The sequence below is a fragment of the Iodidimonas nitroreducens genome, assembly GCA_000710935.1.
Lineage (GTDB): Bacteria > Pseudomonadota > Alphaproteobacteria > Sphingomonadales > Rhodothalassiaceae > Iodidimonas > Iodidimonas nitroreducens.
Genome location: BAYV01000075.1, coordinates 1 through 277, shown reverse-complemented (window position 1 = coordinate 277; position 277 = coordinate 1). Strand labels below are relative to the sequence as shown.

Here is a 277-nt window from a genome sequence, read left to right as displayed (position 1 = left end):
CCTCCGCTGCCCGCCAAATGAAGGGGCAGGCGGTGGGGGCCACGCGGGCGGCGCGCTTTGCCGATCTGGAACGGGATTTCGAGGTGGCGAAGGCATCGGGGAAGACCCACAAGATCTGGCGCACCCGCAAGGATGGCGATGTGCGGTCGAGCCATGCGGCGATGGACGGGGTGCGGGTGGATATCGATGCGGTGTTTGATGTGAATGGCGCGCGTCTCTTTCTGCCCTCTGACCCCGAAGGCCCTTTTGATGAGACCGCCAATTGCCGCTGCTTTGT

At 64.3% G+C, this 277-nt stretch carries 1 pseudogene; it reads left to right on the top strand.

The annotated features are described in order from the left end of the window. A pseudogene (locus tag AQ1_RS12370) lies at window positions 1–277 on the top strand (hypothetical protein); the annotation flags it as partial.